At 73.0% G+C, this 18,750-nt stretch carries 12 protein-coding genes; 6 read left to right on the top strand and 6 right to left on the bottom strand.

Annotation, left to right across the window (positions count from 1 at the left end; translation table 11 throughout):
* Positions 1-17 precede the first annotated feature (17 nt).
* Positions 18-1,154 (top strand): PP2C family protein-serine/threonine phosphatase, encoded by a 1,137-nt coding sequence (locus PV410_RS20120; protein ID WP_500326360.1) that lies wholly within the window; start codon positions 18-20, stop codon positions 1,152-1,154.
* A gap of 114 nt (positions 1,155-1,268) precedes the next feature.
* Positions 1,269-3,410 carry a protein kinase domain-containing protein gene (locus PV410_RS20115; RefSeq protein ID WP_500326358.1) on the top strand — a complete coding sequence of 714 codons (2,142 nt, stop codon included), beginning with the start codon at positions 1,269-1,271 and terminating at the stop codon, positions 3,408-3,410.
* Positions 3,411-3,817: 407 nt separating this feature from the next.
* On the opposite strand, the gene PV410_RS20110 is transcribed toward PV410_RS20115, so the two are convergent.
* Complete coding sequence (locus PV410_RS20110; protein ID WP_500326356.1) at positions 3,818-6,247, bottom strand: SpoIIE family protein phosphatase; 2,430 nt, start codon at positions 6,245-6,247, stop codon at positions 3,818-3,820.
* Between the two features lie 213 nt (positions 6,248-6,460).
* On the opposite strand from PV410_RS20110, the gene PV410_RS20105 reads away from it, so the two are divergent.
* A complete protein-coding gene (locus tag PV410_RS20105) occupies positions 6,461-7,051 on the top strand; it encodes a TIGR03086 family metal-binding protein (RefSeq protein ID WP_500326354.1) in 591 nt (196 codons plus the stop codon).
* Here PV410_RS20105 and PV410_RS20100 read toward each other — a convergent pair.
* Positions 7,014-7,877, bottom strand: a complete 864-nt coding sequence (locus tag PV410_RS20100; RefSeq protein ID WP_500326353.1) for a class I SAM-dependent methyltransferase — start codon at positions 7,875-7,877, stop codon at positions 7,014-7,016. The two genes, PV410_RS20105 and PV410_RS20100, sit on opposite strands and share 38 nt — an antisense overlap.
* A gap of 328 nt (positions 7,878-8,205) precedes the next feature.
* Here PV410_RS20100 and PV410_RS20095 point away from each other — a divergent pair, with 328 nt between their 5' ends.
* Positions 8,206-8,667 carry a lamin tail domain-containing protein gene (locus PV410_RS20095; protein WP_500326352.1) on the top strand — a complete coding sequence of 154 codons (462 nt, stop codon included), beginning with the start codon at positions 8,206-8,208 and terminating at the stop codon, positions 8,665-8,667.
* Between the two features lie 196 nt (positions 8,668-8,863).
* Here PV410_RS20095 and PV410_RS20090 read toward each other — a convergent pair whose 3' ends face one another.
* Positions 8,864-13,156: a discoidin domain-containing protein gene (locus PV410_RS20090; protein ID WP_500326350.1), complete on the bottom strand. Its 4,293-nt coding sequence runs from the start codon at positions 13,154-13,156 to the stop codon at positions 8,864-8,866.
* Positions 13,157-13,398: 242 nt separating this feature from the next.
* A complete protein-coding gene (locus PV410_RS20085; RefSeq protein WP_500326530.1) occupies positions 13,399-14,457 on the bottom strand; it encodes an AI-2E family transporter in 1,059 nt (352 codons plus the stop codon).
* Between the two features lie 252 nt (positions 14,458-14,709).
* Between PV410_RS20085 and PV410_RS20080 the strand changes: the two genes are divergently transcribed.
* Positions 14,710-15,492 (top strand): glucosamine-6-phosphate deaminase, encoded by a 783-nt coding sequence (locus PV410_RS20080; protein ID WP_500326348.1) that lies wholly within the window; start codon positions 14,710-14,712, stop codon positions 15,490-15,492.
* A 10-nt stretch (positions 15,493-15,502) separates the two neighbouring features.
* Here the strand turns inward: PV410_RS20080 and PV410_RS20075 are convergent, their stop codons facing one another.
* Positions 15,503-16,660 carry a TDT family transporter gene (locus tag PV410_RS20075; RefSeq protein WP_500326347.1) on the bottom strand — a complete coding sequence of 386 codons (1,158 nt, stop codon included), beginning with the start codon at positions 16,658-16,660 and terminating at the stop codon, positions 15,503-15,505.
* A gap of 70 nt (positions 16,661-16,730) precedes the next feature.
* Between PV410_RS20075 and PV410_RS20070 the strand changes: the two genes are divergently transcribed.
* Positions 16,731-17,756, top strand: a complete 1,026-nt coding sequence (locus PV410_RS20070) for a LysR family transcriptional regulator (RefSeq protein ID WP_500326346.1) — start codon at positions 16,731-16,733, stop codon at positions 17,754-17,756.
* On the opposite strand, the gene PV410_RS20065 is transcribed toward PV410_RS20070, so the two are convergent.
* The gene (locus PV410_RS20065) at positions 17,641-18,702 is read right to left on the bottom strand and encodes an NAD(+)/NADH kinase (protein ID WP_500326344.1); all 1,062 of its coding nucleotides are present in this window, start codon (positions 18,700-18,702) and stop codon (positions 17,641-17,643) included. The two genes, PV410_RS20070 and PV410_RS20065, sit on opposite strands and share 116 nt — an antisense overlap.
* Positions 18,703-18,750: the final 48 nt, after the last annotated feature.

Here is an 18,750-nt window from a genome sequence, read left to right as displayed (position 1 = left end):
AGGGATTGCGGACGAACATGAGTCAAGCCCCGGACCAGCGGCATGGCGGCCGGCCGACCTGGCACGTCGCCGCGGGAGCGCCCTTTGCGATCATCTGCGGGGTGGCCCTCGTCGCCTTCGTCAGCGGCAGCGGCCCCGACTGGCTGCCTCTGCTCGCCGTCGGGCCGGCGCTCGCCGCCGCCGTAGGGGGACCGTGGCGCGTCCTGCGGGCGGGCGTGCTCGCGGTGGCGCTGGCCGCGGTCCTCGGCGCCTACAAGGGCACGCACGGCGACAAGCTGGCCATCGTGGTGGCCGCGCTGGCCGCGGTCACCCTGGCGAGCGGGCTGGGAGCCGCGGTCCGGGGGCGCCGTGAGCGGGTGCTCGCGGCCGTCCGGTCGGTCGCCGAGGCGGCACAGCACGCGCTGCTGCTGCCCGTGCCGGAGACCGTCGGCCCCTTCCAGGTGGCCGTGCGCTACAGCGCCGCTGCGGCGGAGGCCCGGATCGGCGGCGACCTGTACGCCCTGGTGCCCACCCCGTACGGGGTGCGGCTGATCGTGGGCGACGTCCGCGGCAAGGGGCTGCCGGCGGTGAGCACCGCCGCCCTGGTGCTGGGCGTGTTCCGCGAGGCCGCCTACGACGAGCCCGACCTGCTCGACGTCGTCGACCGCATCGAGCGCAGCCTGGCCCGCAACCTCGGCCCGGACGACTTCGTCACCGCCGTCGTCGTCGGGCACCCCCGCCCGGGCCGCATGGAGGTCGTCAACTGCGGTCACGCCCATCCGCTGCTGCTGCGCGGGGGCGACGTCCTGGCCGTCGAGTCCTCCGGCCACGTCCCGCCGCTGGGGCTGCGCGCCCTCGCCGGGGAGGAGCCGGTGCTCCAGGTGCTGCCCTTCTCCGAGGGCGACCAGCTGCTGCTGTACACCGACGGCGTCATCGAGGCCCGCGACCGCGGCCGCCGCTTCTACCCCCTGGACGAGCGCGTCACGCGCCACCTCACCGACGACCCCGCGCGCACCCTGGCCGCGCTCCACGACGACCTGCTGGACCACGTCGGGGGCAGGCTGCACGACGACGCGGCGCTGCTCCTGCTGCGCAGCACCTCCAGCGCCGCGTCCGTCACCGAGCTGCCCGTCCCCGTCGTGTCCGGCGGCGCCGACAGGGCCCAGGCCGGCTGAGCCTCCGGTCGCGGGAAGGCGCACGAGTGGCGCACTTTTTCGGCGATTTGCTGCACTTCAGGCGATATGCGATACGTGGAGGAGGGGCCTTTCACCGCTCGCCGAGGAAGTGCCATGACAGGAGCGCACGAGGACGTCGGGCGCGTGGTCACCGGTCGCTACCGGCTTCTGCGCCGGCTCGGCGTCGGCGGCATGGGACGGGTGTGGCTCGCCTACGACCAGGAGCTGGCCTGCGAGGTCGCCGTCAAGGAGATCGTCCTGCCGCCCGGAGTCCCCGAACGCGAGGTGAGCTCCCGCATCGCCCGGGCCCGCGGCGAGGCCCGGCACGCCGCCCGGCTGCGGAACCACCCCCACGTCGTCACCGTCCACGACATCGTGGAGGAGGACGGCCTCCCGTGGATCGTCATGGAGTTCGTCCCCGGCGCCATGGACCTGGAGGCGGTGGTGCGCGAGCGCGGGCCGCTGCCGCCCGCGGAGGTCGCCCGGATCGGGCTGGCCGTGCTCGACGCCCTCCTGGAGGGCCACCGGCTGGGCATCCTGCACCGCGACGTCAAACCGGCCAACATCCTGCTGACCCATCCCGGCTCGCGGCCCTCCTACCCCACCGAGGGCGGCGGCCGGGTGATGCTCACCGACTACGGCATCGCCCTGGAGCCCAGCTCGGGCGAGACCCGCCTCACCGCGACCCTGGAGATCCTCGGCACCCCGCGCTTCATGGCGCCGGAGCGGGCCAACAACCGGCCGCCCACCGCGGCGGGCGACCTGTTCTCGCTCGGCGCCACCCTGTACTACGCGCTGGAGGGCACCGGGCCCTTCGACCGCGAGACCGCCCTCACCACCCTGAGCGCCCTGCTCTTCGAGCCGCCCGCCCCGCCACGCCGGGAGACCCGGCTGACACCCGTCCTCGTGGGACTGCTCGCCAAGGACCCCGCGGACCGGATGGGCGCGGAGGAGGCCGCCCGGCGGCTCTCCGCCGTCGCCGCCCAGCCGTACCACCTCCACCCGGCCCCTGCGGGGGAGCCGGCGGCCCCCGCCGAGAACCCACCGCCCGAGCGGTCCCCCGCACCGGAGCCGCCGCGCCCCCAGTCGTCGGCCGCCCCGACGACCGAACTCCCGCCGTCGGCCGAACTCCCGCCGCCGGCCGGGCAGGAGGAACACGAACGGTCCGGCCCGCCCCCGGGGCCGCTGCCGCCGAAGGGCGGCGAGGGCCCACCGCGGTCCGGTCCGCCCCGGCCACGGCGCCGGCGGGCCGGGCTCGTCGCCGCGGTGGTGCTGGTGGCGCTGGCCTTGGTGGGCGGCGGCATCTACCTGGCGCAATCCCCTTCCCCGGGCCCTGAGCACGCCACGCCGGCATCCGTGCAGTCGATCAAGGTCGGCGACTCCCCGCACGGAGTGGCGATGTCCCCGGACGGGGGCCGGGGCTACGTGGCCAACTACAGCTCGGGGTCGGTGTCGATGATCGACACCGAGCTGAACCGCACCGTGGGCGATCCCATCCCCGTGGGCCGCTTCCCGAAGGGGGTGGCGGTCTCACCGGACGGGCGCAAGGTCTACGTGACCAACAACTACGCGGGCTCGGTCTCGGTCATCGACACGTCGAGCAACCGCACGGTGGGCGATGCGATCTCCGTGGGCTCCAGCCCGGAGGGGCTGGCGGTGTCGCCGGACGGGAGCCGGGTCTACGTGGCCAACGGGACGTCCGGTTCGGTGTCGGTGATCGACACCGCGGAGAACCGCACGGTCGGCGACCCCATCCCCGTCAGCCGCTTCCCGCGGGGGGTGGCGGTGTCCCCCGACGGGCGCAAGGTCTACGTGACCAGCTTCGGCCGCAACAGGAGCTCGGCCTCGGTGTCGGTGATCGACACCGCGGAGAACCGTACGGTGGGTGATCCCGTCCTCGTCGGCCGACGCCCTGAGGGGGTGGCGGTGTCGCCGGACGGGAGCCGGGTGTACGTGGCCAACGGGGGATCGGGTTCGGTGTCGGTGATCGACGCCGCGGAGAACCGTACGGTCGGCGATCCCATCCCCGTCGGCTCCAGCCCCGCGGGGATGGCGATGTCCCTGGACGGGCGGCACGTCTACGTGGCCGACGGGGGTTCCGGTTCGGTGTCGGTGATCGACACCGCCGAGAACCGCACGGTGGGCGGCGCGATCGCGGTGGGCTCCAGCCCTGAGGGGGTGGCGGTGTCGCCGGACGAGCGCCGCGTCTACGTGGCCGACGCGACCTCCGGTTCGGTGTCGGTGATCACGTTCTAGCGAACGTGCGGGTGGGCCGGCTCAACTCAAGGCGGGGTGCAGCCCGGCGGCTCCCAGACGGGGTTGCCGTCGCCGTCGTTGTGGTAGCTCGTGCAGTCCTCGCTGGGCGCCAGGCGTGAGGTCTCCGTCGTGGCTCTCGTCGTTTGAGGCGCCGCCTGGGCGCTCGCCACGCCCACCGTTCCGGCGAGCAGCGCTGCGGCGCACGACGCTCCTACGAGGTGCCGGATTCGGCTGCCTTTCTCCCTGCCTATCGCCATGATTAGCCCCTTTTCAGTAGAAATGTCGCTCACGTATTCACCAGGGTGGGAGTTCGGCCGCGACGGTGTCAACGCCATCGACGGCGAACCGTCCCGATGTTGCAGAATCGGGAAGTTCGCCGGGTCGGGCCCTGCCGGGCCCGGGTCCGGTCAGCCGCCGTCGGCCCCGTCCGGTGCGGGTAGCGGCTGCTCGGCCCAGATGGTCTTGCCGCGGGCGTGGTAACGCGTGCCCCACATGGAAGCGAGCTGCGAGACCAGGTAGAGCCCGCGTCCGCCCTCGTCCGTCTCCAGGGCGCGCCGGACGTGCGGGGAGGTGCTGCTGCCGTCGCCGACCTCGCAGATCAGCCGGCGGTCGCGGATCAGCCGCAGTCGCACCGGCGGTGCGCCGTAGCGGATCGCGTTCGTGACGAGCTCGCTGACCAGCAGCTCGGTGGTGAACTCCAGTTCCGCGAGGTCCCACTCGGCCAGTTTCCCGGTCACCAGCCCGCGCGCCCGCCCGACCGACTCCGGCGCGCCCGCCAGGTCCCAGGTGGCGTGGCGGTCCGGCGGCAGACGGTGCAGCCGTGCCACCAGGAGTGCCACGTCCTCCCCGGGATGCCCGCCCGGCACGAGCCGGCGCAGTGCCTCGTCGGCGATCTCGCCGGGCCCGCACCCGGGACCGGCCCCGGCCAGCGCCTCGCCGAGCCGGAGCACCGCCGCGTCCCCGGACGCCGGGGCGAGCAGCCCCTCGGTGTAGAGGGCCAGGAGGTCACCGTCGGCATGGGCCACCTCCGAGCATTCGAAGGGCACGCCGCCGGTGCCCAGTGCGGGCGTCGCCGGGGCCCCGGCCACCGAAACCTCGCCGTCGGGGCTCACCCGTGCCGGCATCGCGTGCCCGGCGCTCGCGACGGCGGAGCGCATGGTGATCGGGTCGAAGATCGTGTAGAGGCACGTCGGGGCGGAGATCCCGGGGGTGGGCCCGCCCTGTTCCTCGTGGAACCGCTTGACCTGGTCGCTCAGGTGCGTGAGCAGCTCCTCCGGGGCCATGTCCAGGTCCGCCAGCGTCCGCACGGCCGTCCGCAGCCGGCCCATGGACACCGCCGAGTGCAGCCCGTGCCCGCCCGCCTCGCCGATCACCAGGGCGGTACGCGCGCCGGAGAGCGGGATGACGTCGAACCAGATGCCGCCGGGCCCGGCGTGGCCGCCCCGTGCCACGTGGCGCGCGGCGGCTTCCACGGTCGCCAGCGCCGGCAGCCGCTGCGGCAGGAGGTTCCGCTGCAGCGCCAGCGCCGTGGCCCGTTCGCGGGTGTAGCGGCTCGCGTTGTCGATGCACACCGCGGCGCGTGCGACGAACTCCTGCGCGAGCATGACGTCGTCCGCCTCGAACGAGTGTGCCCGGGTGAACCGGATGAAGAGCACCACGCCCAGCGCCGCCCCGCGCGCGAACATCGGCACCAGGAGCCAGGACCGGACGGCGAAACCCTGGATCAGCTCCGCCCGGGCGGGATCGGCGGCCTCCAGCTCGACCAGCAGTTCCTCGCCCGTGAGCAGGACGGGCTTGCCGGTGGCCAGGGCCCGTGCGGCCGGGGTGCCGGGCAGGGACGCAAAGCCGTCCACGTCGCCCGGCGCCACCACGGTCCGCGCCGGGCCGCCGGGGACCATCGTCGCCGCGGCGCGGCGCAGGGGCACCGTGTCGGCGACCGGCCCGGGCAGCGGCTCCTCACCACCGATCACCGAGTCCACCAGGTTGACGTAGGAGAAGTCGGCGAACCGCGGCACGGCCACGTCCGTCAGCTCCTGCGCCGTGTGCAGCACGTCCAGGGTGCTGCCGATCCGCGCGCTGGCCTCGTTGACCAGGTCGAGCCGTTCCCGCGCCCGGGCCTCCGTGGTGAGGTCGAAGACCATGTGCGCCAGGGCCACCACGTCACCGTCGGCGCCGCGCAGGGGCAGGATCGTCTCCGACCAGACCGTGTCCCGGTCCGGGTCGCGGGGGTCGCGGCCGCGCACCTCGCTGCCGATCATCGCCCGGCCCGAGCTGAGCACCAGCCGCTGGCGCGCCTCGAAGGCGTCCGGGTCCAGCAGCCCGGACGGCGCCACCTCGCGCATGGTGCACCCGACGAAGTCCTCGGGGAAGCCCGTCGCGCGGATCTGGGAGTCGTTGCGGGCCAGGAAGCGCAGGTCCGTGTCGAAGACGTCGATGATGAACGGTGACTCGGTGAACAGGCCGCGCAGCAGCGCGCCGAGCAGGTCGTCCTGCCGCACCGCCTCGGCGTCCTCCGCCTGCAGCAGCCAGCGGTCCGGCGCGAGGGGATGTCCCCACAGCACCACCGCGACCGGCTCGCCCTCCCGGTGCCGCAGCAGCAGGGGGCCGAGGAAGACCGAGTGCTCCGCGTTCATGATGCCCGCGACGCGGGCGCCGTCGGGGCGTGACCACAGCAGCCGGGACACCGGCCCGCAGGCCTCGGCGGTCGTCCAGCCGAGCAGCCGCTCCGCGCCGGGGGTCCAGTTCGTCACGGTGCCCCGTGCGTCGACGACGGCGAAGGCGGCGCCTCTGGACCGGGGGAAACCGTCAGGGGCGTCGGCGAACAGCGTGCCGCGCATGTCCACCCGTCACGCCCACCCGGCCCTGGCACACCCAAGGATTCCCACAGACCAATACTGCCCGCCGTCAAGATCTGAGGCACGCGGTGCGTGCCTCACCGCCGTGACCTGCCGGGACGCGACCGGAGGAAGGCTGTCCCCGCGTCCCGCGATGAGTTTCCGGCACCGCACCGGTCCTCACCGGTGACGACAACCGACACCCGGGGGAACCCCATGACGCACCATCCCGACCTCCGTCCGGCCGCCCGGGACGTGAGCGCACTCCTGGAGCGGATCGACGACGAGCAGCTCGACGCGCCCACGCCGTGTCCCGACTACACGGTGGCCCACCTCATCGGGCACATCGCCGGGCTCTGTGCGGGCTTCCGCGACGCCGCCCGCAAGGACTTCGGCCCCACCACGGACGGCGATCCCGGCGCGGTGGTCCCCGAGCTCCCGCCCGCCTGGCGCGACGTGCTGCCCGTCCTGCTGACGGAGGTGTCCGCGGCCTGGCGGCACCCCGGGGCCTGGGAGGGCGAGACGAGGGCCGGCGGAATCACCCTGCCCGCGGACGCCGCGGGCCGTTTCGCCCTGAACGAGCTGCTGGTCCACGGCTGGGACCTGGCCCGCGCGACGGGGCTCGACCACCGCCCCGACGAGTCCGCCGTCGAGGCCGCGATCGCCCTGCTCACCGGCTTCCGGACGGCCTCCGGCGACCGCTCGGGGCCCTTCGGCCGGCCGGTTCCCGTCCCGGACTCCGCGCCGGCGCTGGACCGGCTGGTCGGACTCACCGGCCGCGATCCGGACTGGAGCCCGCCGCGCTGAGCGGCCGGCGACCCCAGGCGGAGACCATGGGCGCCGTGGCCAGGTCGAGCGTGCCGGTGGCGACGTTCGCCAGATGGCGGTCGACCTCCTCGTCGGTGGCCAGCCCGGCCGCCACGAGCCCGTCCCTGATGTGCCGCACCGTTGCCGCCTCCAGGACCGCGCACGCCGGTGACGTGATCGGGAAGTACGCGTCGGCCCCGACCTCCTCGAGACCTGCCTCCCGCAGCAGCCGCGGCAGCGTCCGCCCGTAGGCCAGGTCCGCGCCGCGCCCGGCCATCAGCGTGCGGAAGCCGGAGCGCAGCCGGTTGGCGAGCCGCTGCTCGGGTCCGGACTCGTCCGGGCAGAGCAGCGGCTGCAGCCCGGGATCGGCGTCCTCCAGCAGCAGCAGGCCGCCCGGGCGGAGGGCGCCGATCATGCGCCGCAGCGCCTCCGCCCGGTCGGTGACGTGCACCAGCACCAGCCGGGCGTGGACGAGGTCGAACCCGCCCGGCGGTGCGGGGTCGGCGGCGACGTCGTGCCGCAGCACCTCGACCGCACCGCCCGCGGCGTCCCGGGTCCACGACACGTCGATGTCGGTGGCGACCACGGCACCGCCGGGGCCGACCCGTGCGGCCAGTCCGAGGGGCACCGAGGCGCCGCCGGCACCCACCTCCCAGCAGCGCATCCCCACCCCGATGCCGAGCGCGTCGACGTGCCGGAACGTCACGGGGTCGAAGAGCTCGGCGAGGGCGTCGAAACGTGTCCCCGCCTCGGCCCGGCGGTTGTCCAGCAGGTAGCCGTGGTCGTGTCCCGGGCCGCCCCCGTGGTCCGTGTCGCGTGTCGTCATGGCGCGATTCTCCGTTACGGGGGCCTCCCTCCGGCCGCCGGGGGCCGCCCGACGATCAGGGCACTCGTGTGGGTGACACGGAAAAGCCCGGGCGGCGGTGCCCGCCGGGTGGATGCATCGCGCAGGTAGTCGATATTTCAGTCGAGATTGACAGATGTCGCTTACAGCTAACAGTTACGGATATGTCCGCATTATGTAACGCGAAGCGATTGTTCCGGTTGTGCGCGTCGCCGCTGGGTCAGAGTTGGGTCATCGGCAACCGCCGAAGCATCCGCACCGCGGGAACGGCCCGAAAGGACCAGGACCGCACCTTTGTTGAGGGGGCATCATGTCTGCTCGTATCACCCGTCGCGTCATCGCCACCGTCCTCGCCTCCGGAGCGGTCGTGGCCGCCGCCGCCCTGCCGGCCACCGCTGCGCAGAGCCGCGACCACGGCCGCCACTCCGTGGTGATCGGTGACGTCAACACCCGCGACGGCCACGGCCACGGCCGCGGCGGCCGCGGCGGGCGCGGCGGTGACGAATGGATCGAAGTGGTGAACACGGGCCGCGGCTCGGTCAACCTGCGCGGCTGGAGCCTGTCGGACCGGGACGGCAACCGCTACCGCTTCAACAACGTGTGGCTCGCCGGGCACTCGAAGGTGCGCGTCCACACCGGCTTCGGCCGCGACGGCCGGCGCGACGTCTTCCAGGACCGCCGCAACTCCGTCTGGGACCGCCGCGACGTCGCCACCCTGCGCAACGACCACCGCCAGGTCGTGGACGTCAAGTCCTGGAGCGGCCGCCGCTGACCGGCACCCGAGCCGGGCCGTGCCGCCGCAGCCCCGTGGCCGGCACGGCCCACCCCGTCACCCCTTCACGGCGTGCCGCGGCGGAATCCCGCCGCGGCACGCCGCCGTGTTGCGCGAGGGCGGCGGCGAGGACGGAGCGCCGTGGTCCCGGCCGGAGAAGAACCGGCCGGGACCACGGCGCTCGCGCGTCCCTCCGCTACGGGTTGGTGTTGATGGTGAACGTGGACGTCGTGTTCTTGATGTTCTGGTAGTTGTCGCTCATCGTGAGGTTGTTGAAGGTGACGGAGCCGACCGCGGGACCCTGTCCCGCCTCCGGCATCTCGTTGGCCCACAGGCCGAAGCCCGACTTGGCGTCGTAGGCGTCACCACTGCGGTGGGCGCCGGTGATGGACACGTTGGTGAGGACCGTGTCCTTGATCGGGTTCTGCGGCTGACCGCCCACGTAGTTCGTCTGGAACATGATCCCGCTGTAGGTCGGGTCCACGATGTCCACGTCGCTGACGCGGATGCCCTGGAAGACCTTCGAGGCGGAGAAGAGCCAGATGCCCGGGAAGGTCTGGCTGCCCCAGAAGTGCCCGCCGCAGCGGACGATGGAGATGTTCTGGAGGTTGGTCGGGTCGGTCCCGAAGCCGTTCATCGGGTAGCCGAAGTCCAGGGAGCTGATCGTGACGCCCGAGTAGACCAGCGTGTCCGCGACGAGGATGTTGCGGAAGGTGTTGGCGTAGCCGCCGTAGACGGCGATGCCCGCGGCGCGCCAGGTCAGCAGGGACGTCAGGTTCTCGTAGAGGTTGTTCTTCTCGTCCGCCCCGCCGGCGTCGATCGCCGAGAAGAGGGCGAAGCTGTCGTCACCCGTGGCACGGGCCTCGATGTTGTCGAGGTGGTTGTCCGTGCTGCCGTTGGTCATGTTGACGCCGTCGGCGAAGGTGTCGCGGATCCGGGAGTTCGTGATGGTGATGTTGTCGGTGTTGGCGCCCCAGTAGAGGCAGACCGTGTGCTCGTTCCAGACGTTGTCGATGGTCATGTTGGCGACGCCCGCGAAGTCGAAGACCTTGCCGGGACCGTCGATGCGCGAGGTGTAGTTGCCGAAGAAGGAGAAGCCCGAGAAGGACGAGCCGTTGGCGGTGGAGTCGGCGCGGAAGCCCGCGTCGGTGTTGGACTGGCTCGTCGGCGTGTGGAAGCGGGTGTACCAGGGGCCCGCGCCGATGATCTTGACGGTCTTGCCGTAGACCTGGAACTTGCTGCCCGTCTCGTAGTCGCCCGGCGGCAGGTAGACGCCCTTCAGGGTGCCCGTGGTGTCCATCCGGGCATTGTCCAGGGCGTTCTGCACGTCCTGGTGGGTGAACCCGGTCGGCGCGGTGTAGGCCGCGGGGTCGGGGTTGGCGATCGGCGCGACCTGCTCGGTGTTGACGAAGTCGATCGCGTACTGGCTGCCGTTGGCGGCGTCCTTCTGCAGTTTGATCTTCGCCCCGGCCTGCACGGTCGTGCCGAGCATCAGGTTGGCCTCGTCGTAGATGTGGCGGGGATTGCCGTCACCGGGGTTGTTGCCGGGGGCGGTCTCGCTGCCGTACAGCCACGCGTACTTGGAGGTGAGGTCGATGGCCTTGAGGAAGCTGCCGTTGACGTAGACGTTCAGGGTGGAGTTGATCCCACCGCCGCCCGCGGCGTCGGGGATGGAGTAGCGGACGACCAGGGTGTTGGTGCTGGCCCTGGTGGTGAACTCCACCGAGCTGCCGGTGCTGTTCAGCGTGACGGCCTTGCGGCCGGACGCCTCACCGGCCAGGTCGCCGACGGTGCGGTTGGGGCCGACCACGGCGGCGCTCCCGCCGAGGACCCCGTCCTCCGCCTCGTACATGTCGTACGGCATGTTGGCGCCGCGACCGACGAAGAGCGACTGGGTGCTGGTGTTGTTCTGCTGCTTGACCGCCAGTTCGTTCGCGTCGGGCGCGATGACGGTCTTGACGGTGTACTTGCCGTTGGCGGCGGTCCAGGTGCCCAGCGAGACGGGGCTCGTGGTGGCGCCCGCCGCGATGGCGCCGCTGTAGGAGCCGGTCAGCGTCTTGACGACGGAGCCGGAGGTGGTGTCGGTGACCGTGAGGGTGATGCCGTGGGAGCCGCCGGCCGAGGCGACCGTGCCCTGGTTCTTGATCGCCACCGAGAAGGTGACGGTGTTGCCCTTGGCCGGGTTGCCGGGGGACCAGCCGGTGGGGGAGGCGATCAGGTCGGAGCTGTCGACCGGCCTGACGACCAGCGGGGTCGGGCTGTTGTAGGTGTTGTTGGTGTCGTTCTGCTCGATGACGTCCCCGGACTCGTCGACTTTGGCGCTCAGCGGGTAGCTGCCCGCGTCCCGTACCCCGATGTTCGCCGTCACCGTGGTCGAGGCGCCCGCGGCCAGCGCGCCGACCGCGGCGGTGCCGACCTTGGTGGTGCCCAGGTAGAAGGTGACGTTCGTGGCGCCCGAGGCGAGCTCGCCGATGTTGCGCACGGTCGCCGACAGGCTCACCGAGTCCGTCTCGACCGGTGCGCCGGGGGAGACGGACATGCCGGTGACGGTCAGGTCCGGGTTCGGCGCCGGGGTGCCGATCACCTGGAACTCCGCCACCTGGCCCGCGGCCGCACCGCTGTTGGCGGTGAACTGCAGCCGTACGTCGGCGACCCGGGCGCTGACCGGGATGGTCACCGTGTTCCCGGAGGACGGGTTGAAGGTGTAGTCGGCGGCCGCCTTGAGGCTGGTGAAGCCGCTCGCGCCCTGCTCCCGGCCGAGCACCTGGACGGTCTGGGTGCGGGTGCCCCAGGCGCTGTCGGGGTTGAGCTTGAGCACCAGCGAGGTGACGTCGGCGTTCGCCCCGAGGGAGACGGTCAGCGTGTTCGGGTAGCTGCCGCCGGCGCCCTCCCAGTAGGTGGTGACGCTGTTGTCGTTGGCGTTGGCCGCGACGAAGTTCTGGGTGCTGGACGACGCCGTGATCGGCTTGCCCACGGCCATGTTGGAGCCGGTGCCGCCCGAGCCGTTGCGGGTGACCGTGGCGCTGGCGACGCTGCGGTTGCCCGCCGCGTCCTTGGCCTTCACGTAGTAGGAGACGGTCGCGGTGTCGGGCTGGCTGTCGGTGTACGTGAGCGTGGTGCCCGACACCGTGGTGCGCAGGACCTCGTTGGCGTAGACCTCGTAGCCGGTGACGCCGACGTTGTCGCTGGAGGCGGTCCACGTCAGCTTGATCTGGCCGGAACCGGGCTGGGTGAGGGTGAGGTTGCCGGGCTGGCTGGGCGCCTGCGTGTCGCCGCCGGAGCCCGTCCGGGTGACGGTGTTGCTGTTGCCGGAGACGTTGCCGGCCGCGTCCTTGGCGCGCACGAAGTAGCTGACGGTGGCGCTGTCGGGCTGGTTGTCGGTGAAGGTGAGCGTGCTGCCGGAGACGCTGGTGCGCAGCTCGCCGTTGGCGTAGACGTCGTAGCCGGTGACGCCGACGTTGTCGCCGGCGGCGTTCCAGGTCAGTCGGATCTGGCCGGAGCCGGGCTCGGTGTAGGCCAGACCGGGGGGCGCGTTCGGCGCGGTGGTGTCACCGGTTGCGGGGCCGTAGACCTCCAGCTCCGACAGCTGCGCGGCGGTCCAGCCGGTGTTGCCCGTGACGTTGACGCGCAGGTAGCGGGTGGTCGTGCTGCTCAGGCTGATCGTGACGGTGTTGTTGTCGCCCGGGTTGAAGGTGTAGTCGCGGGACGCCACCAGGTCGCTGAAGGACGAGCCGTTGGTGCTGCCGCGCAGGGACAGCGTCTGCGTCCGTGCCTCCCACGAGGGCGGCAGCTTCAGCACCACCTTGGTGACCGCGACGGAGGACCCGAGGTCGGCCTGGATCCACTGCGGGAAGGCGTTGTTGGCGCTCTCCCAGTAGGTGGTCTGGTTGCCGTCGTTGGCGTTGGCGGCGACGTAGGGTGCGTTGCCGCTGCTCGCGGTCAGGGTGCGGCCCTGGGCGAGGTTGTCGGTGGAGACGGCGGAGCCGTGCACCTCGAGCTCGGAGACCTGGGCGGCGGGCCAGCCGGTGTTGGCGGTGATGTTCAGCCGTACGAACCGGGTGGTGGTGGCCGAGAAGTCGATGGTCACCGTGTTACCCGAACCGGGGCCGAAGTTCCGCCCGGCCGAGCCGGACAGCGTGGAGAAGGTGGAGCCGTCGGGGCTGCCCTGGACGGCGAAGGTCTCGGTCCTGGCCTCCCAGGAGGCGGGCAGTTTGACGACGACCTGGTCGATGCTGGTGCTGCTGCCCAGGTCGACCTGGACCCACTGCGGGAAGGAGCTGCCTGCGCTCTGCCAGTAGGTGTTCTGGTTGCCGTCGGTGATGTTGGCGACCCCGTACTCGGCGTGGGAACTGCTCGCGGCGGCCGGCGCCCCCGCGGCGAGGTTGGGGCCGCCGGCGGCCGCGGCGGGCAGCGCCGACTGGCCGAGCAGCACCAGGCCCGCTGCGATCACCCCCGCCAGCAGCCGTTGGATGAACCGTTTCCTTGGCATGTCGTCCCTGTGCCTCTCGTCAGAGTTGTTGGTGCCATGACATGTCACATGCGGTACGGCTGCCACGCAGAGGAAATTGCATCGATTGCTTTGGTAATTGCGCGGCCCGAGCCGATAGTTGCAGAGGTGTTTCCGGGCGTCTATGCCCTCGACCGGGCTTTCATCTCACCTGGCATGGGCTTGCGCTGGAGTGTCGTGCAGCCGACAGGGCGTTGCGGAAGCACCGCAAAAACTTGCGCGTCCTACTCCGTGGTGCGCAGTGCCTGGTACATCGACCAGAGGACGGAGACGAGCGGGACCGCCACGACCGCGCCGATGACCCCGGCGGCGATGGCACCGCCGATGACGGTGAGCGCGACGACCACCGGATGCAGGCGCACCGCCCAGCTCATCACGATCGGATGCAGCACGTGGCCCTCGATCTGGCCGATGACGACGATCAGGCAGACGACGACCGCCGCCACGACGGGCCCGTTCGCGGCCAGCGCCACCACGGCGGCGACCGCCAGGGCGATGGGGGAGCCGATCAGCGGCACGAAGGCGGCGAAGAACTCCAGCAGCGCCAGCGGCAGCGCGAGCGGCACCCCCAGCAGGAACAGCGCGACCCCCACCAGGATCGCGTTGGTCGCCGCCACCAGCACGATCCCGTGCGTGTAGCCGGTGAACGTGCGCCATGCGGCACGGCCGGCCACGGACACCCGGCCGCGCACCGTCCGCGGCAACTGCCCGCAGAACCACGACCACTGCCGGTCCCCCGAGTGGAGGAAGAACACCGAGCAGAACAGCGCCAGCGCGAAGACCGTCAGCACCTCCACCAGGCGCCCGGCGCCGCTCAGCGCGGTGCTGATCAGGGTCGACCGGTGGGTGGACAGCCACTGCCCGACCTTCGACTGGAGGTCGTCGAGCGCCTCGGGGTCGAGCCGGAACGGCGGGGCCTCCAGCCAGCGCTCGATCCGCGCCAGCCCCGCGCCGAACTCGCGCTGCAGCCCGGCCGTCTCGCCGGCGACCACCTCGCCGACCATGGCCAGGATGCCGAACACGACCAGGATGCTGCCGATCAGCGAGACGGCGACGGCCAGCGAACGCGGGATCACGCGGGCGAGCAGATCGGCCAGCGGTCGCAGCATCGCGGTGCCGACCAGTCCGAGGAAGACGGCCACCGCGATCTCGTGGAACCGTCCCAGGGTGGCGAACACGGCGTAGACGACCGCCCCCACGACGAGCAGCCGCCAGGAGTAGGCGGCGGCCGTGTTCAGCGCGGGGAACACCCGGACGCCGGGCCGCCTGGCGGGCCCGCGCACCTCCCGGCGCCCCACGCGGATCCGGCTCCGCCGTCCTCGGGACACCGTTCGCACCTCCCCGTCGAGCCCGTCGTGCGCCCGCGTCCTGCGCGCCTGTCCCTGCTTGCTACCACCGGCGGGGTCCCGGCCAACGCGGCGCAAGCCGCATTCGCCCGAAGGCACCCCCGGGCCGGCGGTGGATCCCCGGGGCGCCCGACTGCTAAATTGGTCTAAACCAGTTACGGTCTCCCTCACCAGATCGGCGGTCCCGAAGTGGAAGTCGTCATCGTCCCGGACGCCACCGCAGGCGGCGAACTCATCGCGGGTGCCATCGCGGACCTGCTGCGCCGCAAGCCCGACGCGCTGCTCGGCGTCGCCACCGGTTCGACCCCGCTCCCGGTCTACCGGGCCCTCGCCGGCCTGGCCGGCGAGGGCCGCGCCGACGTGTCGCGGGCCCGGATCTGCCAGCTGGACGAGTACGTCGGACTGCCCGCCGGGCACCCGGAGTCCTACCGCTCCGTGGTGCTGCGCGAGGTCGTCGAGCCCCTCGGCCTCGCCCGGGAGTCGTTCATGGGACCCGACGGCACCGCCGAGGACATCGTCGAGGCGTGCGCGGCGTACGAGCGCACGCTGGCGGCGGCCGGCGGGGTGGACCTGCAGCTGCTCGGCATCGGCACCGACGGCCACATCGGCTTCAACGAGCCGTGCTCCTCGCTGGCCTCCCGGACCCGGATCAAGACGCTGACCGAGCAGACCCGCAAGGACAACGCGCGCTTCTTCGACCGCCCCGAGGCCGTGCCGCACCACGTCATCACCCAGGGCATCGGCACCATCCTGGAGGCCCGGCACCTCGTGCTGCTGGCCACCGGCGAGGCGAAGGCCGAGGCGGTCGCCCTGGCCGTCGAGGGCCCGCTGGCGGCGGTCGTCCCCGCCTCCGCGCTCCAGCTGCACCCGCACGCCACCGTCGTCGTCGACGAGGCGGCCGCGTCCAAGCTGAAGCTGGCCGACTACTTCCGGGCCACCTACGCGGCGAAGCCGTCCTGGCAGGGTCTGTGATCCGCTTCGTTCAGGCGCGGGGCGCCGGGGCGGGCGGCAGGAACAGCGTGCCGCGGGCCCCGGCGCGGACGGTCCGCACGGCGACGAGCGCCCATGCCGCCACCAGGCCCGCGTACAGGATCAGCGCCGCCCCCTGAAAGGCCGTCGAATGCAGCCGCAGCGCCAGCGCGCTCGTCCCGGTCACGCACGTGCCCAGCGGGAAGGTGAAGCTCCACCAGCTCAGGGTGAACGGCAGTCCGCGCCGCGCGGTGCGCACGGTGAGCGCCGCCGCCAGGGCCAGCCACATCATGGCGAACCCCCAGGTGGGCACGCCGTAGAGGTAGCCGAAGACCTCGGCCCCGGTGGCGTAGGGGCGGGGCAGGGCGGTGGGCGCCGCGTGCCCCAGGAGATTGGCCGCCGTGACGGACTGCCCCAGCGGGCCGAGCACGATCCACAGGGTCGGCACCATGGCCGCCGGGCCCGTCTTGTGGCGCACCAGCCGGCCCCAGATCTGCGGGATGATCACCAGGCTCGCGATCAGGCTCATCCCGAACATCGCGTAGCACGCCAGCAGCAGCGTCAGCCGTGCCTGCCCGGCGGGGAGGTGCGGGACGAGGGCGGCCCCGGTGGCGGCGGAGACCATCGGCGGGACGACGGGCATCAGCCAGCCGCCGAACGCCGAGTCGTCGCCCACACGGTGCTCGGTCATCGCACGGTACGGGATCCACACCCAGGTCACCAGGCCCAGCAGGGTGCCCGCCGACCAGAGCACCGCGTCCACCGCCAGGGCCGCGTGCGGCCCGATCCAGTCCGAGCCCAGCGCCAGCGTGCCGGCGCCCACGGTCAGCAGCGCCATCGCCGGGGCACCCCAGAAGTGCGCCATCACCGGGTGGCCGGCGTGCGCCCGCGCGCGGTCGCGGTACCGGGTCCAGTGCACCGCCCAGCCCGCCGAGAGCGCCACCAGCCAGGCGGCTGCCAGCGCCCATACGACCGTGGCGGCCGTCCGCAGCCCCGGTATGTGCGCCGGGAGCCCGGCCGCCGCCGTGGCGACGATGCCCGTGCCCATCACCGAGGCGAACCAGTTGGGGCCGAGGTCGCGGAAGAGCTGGGAGGGGTGGTCCAGCTCCCGCAGCAGCCCGGTGCGCGGGTGGGCGCCGGGCCGGGAGGCAAGGGCGAGCGTCGAAGGCATGTCCGTAGCGTCGCCCCGGCCGGGCACGACCGGTAGGGAGCACTTCCGGATGGGCTCATAGACTGGGCTTATGCCCCTGCCCGAGCGCGTGAGCGACCTGGCGGCGTACGACCTGCTGCTGTCGGTCGCGAGCCTCGGCAGCGTCGGTGCCGCCGCGCGGGCCCACGGCGTCAGCCAGCCGGCCGCGAGCTCCCGCCTCCGGCACCTCGAACGCCGGCTCGGTCTGCAGTTGCTGGAACGCTCACCGCGCGGTTCGCGGCTCACCGAGCACGGCGCGCTCGTCGCGGACTGGGCGCGCACCGCCGTCGACGCCGCAGCCTCGCTGGACGCCGGGGTCACCTCGCTGCGCGGCACCGCGGAGAGCCGGCTGCAGGTGGCCGCGAGCATGACGGTGGCCGAGTACCTCCTGCCGCAGTGGCTGCTCATCCTGCGGGCGGGCGCCCCGCGCACCACGGTCGCGCTGACCGCGGGCAACTCCGAGGACGTGGCCGCGGCCGTCCTGGCCGGCGAGGTGCACCTCGGTTTCGTCGAGGGCCCGGACGTCCCGCGCGGGCTGGTCGCCCAGCCGGTCGCGCACGACGAGCTGACCGTCGTCGTCGCCCCCTCCCACCGCTGGGCGCGCCGCCGGTCCGGCATCGGCGCCGCCGAACTCGCCGCGACACCCCTGGTCAGCCGTGAACGAGGCTCCGGCACGCGCCGCTACCTCGAGCACGCCCTGGCCGAGGGGACGGGGCTCGCGCTCACCGATCCGCTCCTCGAACTCCCCTCCACCACCGCCATCAAGACCGCCGTCGCCGACGGGCTCGCCCCGGCCGTCCTCAGTTCCCTCGCCCTCACCGCGGAACTCGCGGGCGGCAGCGTCGTCGCCGTCCCCGTGGCCGGACTCGACCTGACGCGGACGCTGCGCGTGGTGCGCGCCCGCGGGCGCGACCTGACCGGGCCGGCGCGGGAGCTGGCAGGGATCGCCCGGCAGGGCGCGGTCAGTGCCCGTCAAGGGGTGGGAAGCGCAGATTCCGCAGGTCGGGCGGGACGGGGGAGTTCGGTCGGTACAGCGGCGGGACCTCCCCGTCGGCGGCCGCGGCCGGGGCGTCACTGAGCCGGAAGCGGTCGCGCACCCGCCCGTAGAAGTCGGTCGGGCCCAGCCGGATCAACCGCAGCCGGTGCCGGGCCTTGTACACCCCGACCCAGTCACCCGGATCGAGGACGCCCCTCAGCTGGCCGTCGATGCTGACCGCGACCCGGCCGGAGCGGGTCAGCACGCGGACCCCCAGGACCTCGTCAGGGGCCGCCACCAGGGTCCGGTCGAAGGCCATGTGCGGCGCGACGGGGGTGAACACGATCGCGTCCATGTGCGGGGAGACCACCGGGCCCCCCGCGGCGAAGCTGTACGCGGTGGAACCCGTCGGGGTGGCCACGACGACCGCGTCCGCGGAGTAGGACGCGAACAGACGGCCCGCCAGGTACACCGCGAGACTGGCCTGCCGGTCCCGGGCGAGCTTCTCGAAGACCACGTCGTTGACGGCGTTGACGGCCATCGGCACGCCCCAGCCCACGTCCTCGGGGTCGCCGGGCCGCACCCGCGGCGGCGGCAGCGCGGGGCCGCGCCCGTACCGCAGCAGGGACTCGATGCCCTCGGGGATCTCCAGCGGCCGGGACGCCCGCAGCGTGAGCGTCATGCGGTCCTCGACGGTCGCCCGGCCCTCGTGCACGCAGTCGAGCGCCCGCTCCACGTCCTCGGTGCACACCTCGGTGAGGAAGCCGACCCGCCCCAAGTCCACGCCCAGCACGGCCGCCCCGCACGCGGCGGCCACCCGCGCGCCGCGCAGGAAGGTGCCGTCGCCGCCGAGGGTCACGATCAGGTCCGGGTAGCCGGCCGTGGCCGCCTCCTCCTGACCGCTGTGCCGGGGCCGGTCCTTGCGCCATACGTCGATCTCCACCGCGGGGACCCCGTGCCGCGCGCACCAGCGGTCGACCGCCGCGGCGGCCTCGCTCGCGTCCTCGCGCGCACCGTGCACGACCATCCCGATCCGGCCCACTGGCATCACGGCCTCCCCGGCGGCGTCCGCTCCGGCGTCATGCCCCCATGGTCC

Origin of the sequence: Streptomyces sp. PA03-5A, from assembly GCF_033792725.1 — a bacterium.
Taxonomy (GTDB): domain Bacteria; phylum Actinomycetota; class Actinomycetes; order Streptomycetales; family Streptomycetaceae; genus Actinacidiphila.
Note: the sequence above shows the minus strand (reverse complement) of the source record. Positions and strands in the feature narration are given on the sequence as shown.